A 5,682-nucleotide genomic window follows, 5' to 3' on the forward strand; every position below is an offset into this window, starting at 1 on the left:
CACTAGCTAGAGCATACCTTATCGCTACAGTAACACTATTCTCTTCGTTTGTATACCTAAGTGCTCTCTGGAACTCACTTATAGCCTTATCCAGATTACCACTATCTGCAGCAATAAGTCCTACTTGGTAGATTGTTTTCACTTTAAGGCTATTGTCAGGAGTCCTCTCCGCTATCTCAAACTCTTGTAGCGCTTTAGCTGTATTATTCATAGACTTGTATATTATCCCAAGATTATAGTGTGCCTCATAGTTTTTGGGATCATTTTTGATACAATTTACAAATGCATTCATCGCTTCACCATATCTGTTAGCCTCAAGATGAATCTTTCCTATATAAAACCAAGCATCAGCAAACGAAAAATTCGCCTTAACCGCTCTAGTTAGGTAATTCAAAGCATTATCCTTCATATTTCTTTCATAGAATATCTTGCCTATGTTAAACAACGCCCTATAATCAGAGGGATCCATCTTAGATATTAGCAAAAATTCCTTTTGAGCTTCCTCCGCTTGACCCAGTGATAGATATATATCCGCCATCCTATATCGGGCTTGCTTTTCTATCACTTGGTTTGAGAATTTTCCTAAAGACAGAGCCTGACGATACTCAACAAGAGCTAAATCTCTCTTGTTAACCATATAGTAACAATCCGCAAGGTAAAGATGCGCCAGTGGATTTTTCTCATCCTTCTTTATATACTCCTCTAGATCAGCTATAGCAGAAGCATAATTCTTATCATATATCTTTTTCTTTATAAGATCCAATTTCAAGGGTTGAACAAACGATCTAAAGAGAAAAGCAACTACTATTACCAACACTACCAACGTAAGTGCACCTAGTATAATTATATCTTCCATAAAATGCCTTATATTAGTTTCGTTATTTTATTCTAAAAAATTGACCCATAACTTTCAAAACACTAACAACCAATAAGTTTCAAAATTTATAACTTAAGATGTAGTTTTTCTTTTTACTATTCTCGCAGTCCCTGTCGGGACTGGGTAAATACTTCTCTTGATAAGCACCTAAGAGGCTTGGTACGAAGTGAAGCTTTATGATTAATAAGCGCTGTCTAGAAACAAAGAGTGTAAGTAAACAAAAAGTTGAATCTTTCTACTTACCTAATGGAAATTGAACTGATCATCCTATAAGGAGATTGAAATAGATTGCATAAGTTAAATATAATAGTTCCATGTCCTACAACAGAGACATCGGATACTTTTTAAGAGATGAGGAACTTTTTGGTTTTAATTATGAGATAAGCATAAAGGAGATATTACATAGAGAGAAGACCCCTTTCCAACTCATCGAGGTTGTTGAAACTATTCCTTTTGGCAGAGCTTTAATAACCGATGGACTGATAATGATAACAGAAATCGACGAGTGCATCTACCATGAAATGATGGTTCATGTACCGATGTCTCTTGTTGAATCACCTAAAAATATCCTAATAATAGGCGGAGGCGATGGAGGATGTGCAAGAGAGGTATCAAGATATCCAACTGTTGAGAGTATAGACTTAGTGGAAATAGACAAAAGAATGATAGAAATAACCAAAAAATACTTCAAAACATGGGAAGGCACTAACTTTGAAAAACTCAACATATACATTGAAGATGGCTTTGATTTCTTGAAAAGAGCGGAAAAAAAATATGAAGTAATCCTACTAGATATAAGTGCCCCCATAGAGATAGCAGAAAACCTCTACTCCAGAGAATCGTTTAATAAGATAGTATCACTACTATCCGAAGAAGGTGTTTTTGTGATACAATCTGAATCCATATTTACAACACCAAATGTCCCAAAGCACATTATTAACCAAGTGAAAGATATTGTAAGTTTTGTGAAAGTATACTATGCCTGCATACCATCATTCATACTCCCTTGGTGTTTCGTAATAGCATCAAAGAAAAATCCTCCAGAAATACCTAAGTATTCCAACTTGCCAAAAGAAGAACTAAATAAGATGAAATTCTATTCCAGGGAAATACATCAAGCTTCATTTGTCCTACCACCATTTGTAAAACGTTATCTTGAAAGCAAAATGACAAAAGGAGAACTGCTAAACAAAGAGCTACTAAGAGAAATCCTAGGATAAGAAAATCCTAACTACGTAGAAATCTATGACCTGGCCAATTGATTTAAGAGAAGTATTAGCAACCTTTGGTATAGTAGTAGAGAAAAAGCTAGAAGAAGAAATAAAGGAAAAAACTAACAAGTACTTAGGCATCTTATTTGAATGGAATCAGAAAACAAACCTCACTTCCTGCAAAACGGCGGAAGAATTTTTGAAAAACCATGTAATACTCTCCTATAACTTTATACCTTTCATTGAAAAATTTGAAACCATATTTGACTTTGGAAGCGGTAACGGTGTTCCCGGAATCCCTTTAAGCTTTCTTTTCTCCGATAAAACCTTTATATTAGTTGAAAACAGAAAAAGAAAATTAGCCTTTCTAGAGTATATCTCTTCAGCTCTCACAAAAAATGTAATAGTAATAGACTCATCACACAATACACCCCCAAAAGAATATCTGTCAAATTTTTGCGTAATAGCAAAAGCCTTCAGTAACATCATTGCAATGAAAAGATTCTTCAAAATACCTTTTGAACTTACAATACTCACCGAGAAAGTAGACTATCCAAAGAAAGTAAAAACCTACAACTCCACTCCACCGAAAATAGGTAACTTTGAGAAAATAAAACTCCATAGACTGCTCGTAGAATGATAACCAAAATACGAATAGGTAGGGTTCTAAAAGAGAGTAAATAAACCCTTTTTTAGCAAATACCTAAGAGGCTTAGTAAGAGGCAAAATTCTGCGATCAAACGAGCACTATCCGGAACCAAAGAGAGTAATTAAGCAAAAAGTTTAGAATCTTGCTTAGTTACCAACTGAAATTGGAATTTATTGAAACACTTTCTCCAGAAATGGAAAGAGATACTAAGAATTAATTATCATTCTCTCGTGAGGAAGATTACCCTTCTTACCTTATTATTAATCACTACTGGGTGTTATTACGATGTTGATCCCCCTGTAATAAAAGTAGAGCCAAAGATCGGCACAAACAACGTTCTTCTAGTATCAAAGGAGTTCAAGTATTTTGGAACAGACCCTAAAACAAAGAGAAAACTGTGGGAACTTATCGCTGAAAAGTCAGTAATATACAAAAATAACGAAGTAGACTTAGAAAACGTAGAGATAAAGTTTTTCAAGAACAATAATCTCTCCTCCGTCCTAAAGGGAAAAGTTGGTAAAATACATACCGAGAAAAACAGGGCAGAAATACGGGATAATGTGGTTCTAGAAAACTATGAAAACGAAACTAAGGTCTACTCCTCAAGGCTTATATGGGATGGTAATAAACGAATAATATACAATACAGAGTCAGACAAAACAACAATAGTATCACCAACTGCAAAACTTAAAGGTACGGGATTGAGAACCACACCAGATATGTCACCACTAGAACTTAAGAACGTTGAAGCCTTAGTTGAGTGAGCTATGATAGAGTATATTCTAATTGCAGTAATAACCTCCATTCTCAGTGCCTTAACTTCAGGCTTTGAAGCAATGTTCATAGCTCTCAACATCTATGATTTATCCAAACTTAATATCACATCAAGAAAGTATAAAAAGATAGAATTCCTCATTCTTAACAAGAGGATATTTCTATTTGTGTTTCTCTTTCTAAACACTATCTGGAATGTCCTATTTTCAATATCAATCTTCTACACCTTTCTTAAGCTAAACTTACCTGAGGTTGTTTCTGGAGTGCTTTCAGTAATTGTAGTAACACCTTTTCTTTTCGTCTTTTCCGAAGTCCTCCCCAAAGCCTTATTCAGAAGTTACAAAGAAAAAATAATTCTTCTCACCTACCCTATCTTCCTACCTATCGCTTTCATCGGAAGCATAGTCTTCAGGAAGAACTCAGAAGATACCATCTCCTTTGAACACATCGCAACCGTAATTCAAGAAGAGTTTGAAGAAAGCGAATTCCCCACAATCTCAGAAATTCTGAAAAACATTGCCAGCTTAGAAGAGATCAACTTAAAAAACATTATGCTCCCAATTAAAGAAATCAACACAGTTTCACCAAATACTAGTCTGAAAGAAGCTATAGACACAACCTCCGAAAAGGATTTCATCATCATTCTTAACAGAACAGATCCCGTAGGATTTGTAAACTTAAGGCATATCTCATCAAAATTTCCAAAAACTGATCCCCTAGGAAATATAACAAATTTCGCTAGAAAACCAAAATATATAGCCTACGAAGGATTAGAAGTATCAAAGCTATTTGAGTCCGAAATAGATTTTAAGGAACCTATCTTTGTTGTAAACGATACTGGAACGCTCGTGGGAATAGTTTCATATGAACAAATCTTGATAACCCTAATTAAAGCTATATCAGAAACTAGGAGAAGAGAAACTACTACTAAATCTCTAATCGTGGACGGAAATGAAAGTATCTTCACAGTCTTAGAAATTCTTGGCAAAAATCCATCCAAGGCTGAGAGTGAATACCCATGGATAAGAGTAAACAATACGGTAAGTGGCATCATCATGACTATCAACGGATTTTTGCCAAAAATAGGTCAGAAAATAAAATTCTCCGACATTACACTACAAGTCCTAGAAATATCCGGATTTAGAATATCCAAAGTCCGAGTGTCAGCTTAAGAAAGCACCTAAAGCACCGAATACAACTTTACCACACCTGACAATACCAAAAATAGTCCAATGTATAAACTAAACCCCATAACACCTAAAAAGAAAATTTTCAGAGAAGAAAGTTAAACCCCAAAAACCCTATCCAATTAAATTCCATCTTTATTAATATCAAACCTCAATCCAGTCGTTTAAAATATTTATGTAGAAAACTGAGGGTATATCTATGAAACTTTTGTTAGCACTGATACCACTTGTATTCTTGGCAAGCACCGCCTCTGGGTTAAAAGTTGCCGAAGAGGAAATAAAAAAATCTAAGAAGGTAGTATTTGAGAATTATAGAGGAAAAGTTAAAAGTGTTAGCGTCAAGCAACTGATAAATATCGGAAGAAAGCTTGCGGAAATTTCGGAAGAGATGGCAGTGAAAAACCATCTTCTATACTCAGTAACAAGAGTTCCACCTAGCGAGGAACTCTTCGGCGCGGACATAATATTCGTATCCAAAGGTTCTAGAATAAAACACATAAACGCTATAAGGTTCATACTTGCAGGCTATTTCTCAGAAAAATTTGGATACAGATTCAGCGAAGCATACATCCTAGCAGTATTCACAACCTATTACAACGCTATCCACAGAGGAGACATTGACTATTTCAGCGCAAGATACGTAAGCGACTTGTTTTCTTTCACTACCGAGAACATCGGTATATCAACGAAATACTACGAATGGGCAGGTAAAACCGAACTTGTTATTCCCACTAAAATATCTATCCTAGGAGAAAAACCCAAACTAGGAGAAATTGGCAAAGAGGACGTAATTAGAGAATTGAAGAAGCAAGACGATCTTGGCCTAGATGAAAGAAAGGAAATGGTTGAAATAAGAAAAAAGGAACTTGAAGAAGAAAAGAAAGAAATAGAGAAAAAAGAAAAGGAGCTAAAGGAAAAAAGAGAAGAACTTGAAAAAGAGAAAGAGGAACTACTTAGAAAGGAAGAAGAACTAAAGTCAAAAGG

6 protein-coding genes are annotated in these 5,682 nt (G+C 35.1%); 5 read left to right on the plus strand and 1 reads right to left on the minus strand.

What is annotated here, in order from left to right; genetic code table 11:
• On the minus strand, positions 1-856 hold an 856-nt coding region (locus ABDH28_07690), incomplete at its 3' end, for a tetratricopeptide repeat protein (GenBank protein MEN2998896.1).
• Between the two features lie 335 nt (positions 857-1,191).
• On the opposite strand from ABDH28_07690, the gene speE reads away from it, so the two are divergent.
• From speE to ABDH28_07715, 5 genes are all read left to right on the plus strand, one after another.
• The gene (gene speE / locus ABDH28_07695; GenBank protein ID MEN2998897.1) at positions 1,192-2,097 is read left to right on the plus strand and encodes a polyamine aminopropyltransferase; all 906 of its coding nucleotides are present in this window, start codon (positions 1,192-1,194) and stop codon (positions 2,095-2,097) included.
• Positions 2,098-2,122: 25 nt separating this feature from the next.
• A complete protein-coding gene (locus ABDH28_07700; protein ID MEN2998898.1) occupies positions 2,123-2,728 on the plus strand; it encodes an RsmG family class I SAM-dependent methyltransferase in 606 nt (201 codons plus the stop codon).
• A gap of 239 nt (positions 2,729-2,967) precedes the next feature.
• A complete protein-coding gene (lptC, locus tag ABDH28_07705) occupies positions 2,968-3,501 on the plus strand; it encodes an LPS export ABC transporter periplasmic protein LptC (GenBank protein ID MEN2998899.1) in 534 nt (177 codons plus the stop codon).
• Between the two features lie 3 nt (positions 3,502-3,504).
• Entirely contained in the window at positions 3,505-4,683 is a 1,179-nt protein-coding gene (locus ABDH28_07710) for a CNNM domain-containing protein (GenBank protein MEN2998900.1), read from the plus strand.
• 214 nt (positions 4,684-4,897) lie between these two features.
• Positions 4,898-5,682, plus strand: a 785-nt coding sequence (locus tag ABDH28_07715; protein ID MEN2998901.1) for a P83/100 family protein, incomplete at its 3' end; no start/stop codon positions are given.

Source organism: Brevinematia bacterium (assembly GCA_039630355.1).
Lineage (GTDB): Bacteria > Spirochaetota > Brevinematia > DTOW01 > DTOW01 > SKYB106.

What these genes read in the sequence shown, in the direction of transcription:
- ABDH28_07700 (MEN2998898.1), top strand. Translation starts at nt 2,123, where the DNA reads ATGACCTGGCCAATTGATTTAAGAGAAGTATTAGCAACCTTTGGTATA.
- ABDH28_07710 (MEN2998900.1), top strand. Translation starts at nt 3,505, where the DNA reads ATGATAGAGTATATTCTAATTGCAGTAATAACCTCCATTCTCAGTGCC.
- speE (MEN2998897.1), top strand. Translation starts at nt 1,192, where the DNA reads ATGTCCTACAACAGAGACATCGGATACTTTTTAAGAGATGAGGAACTT.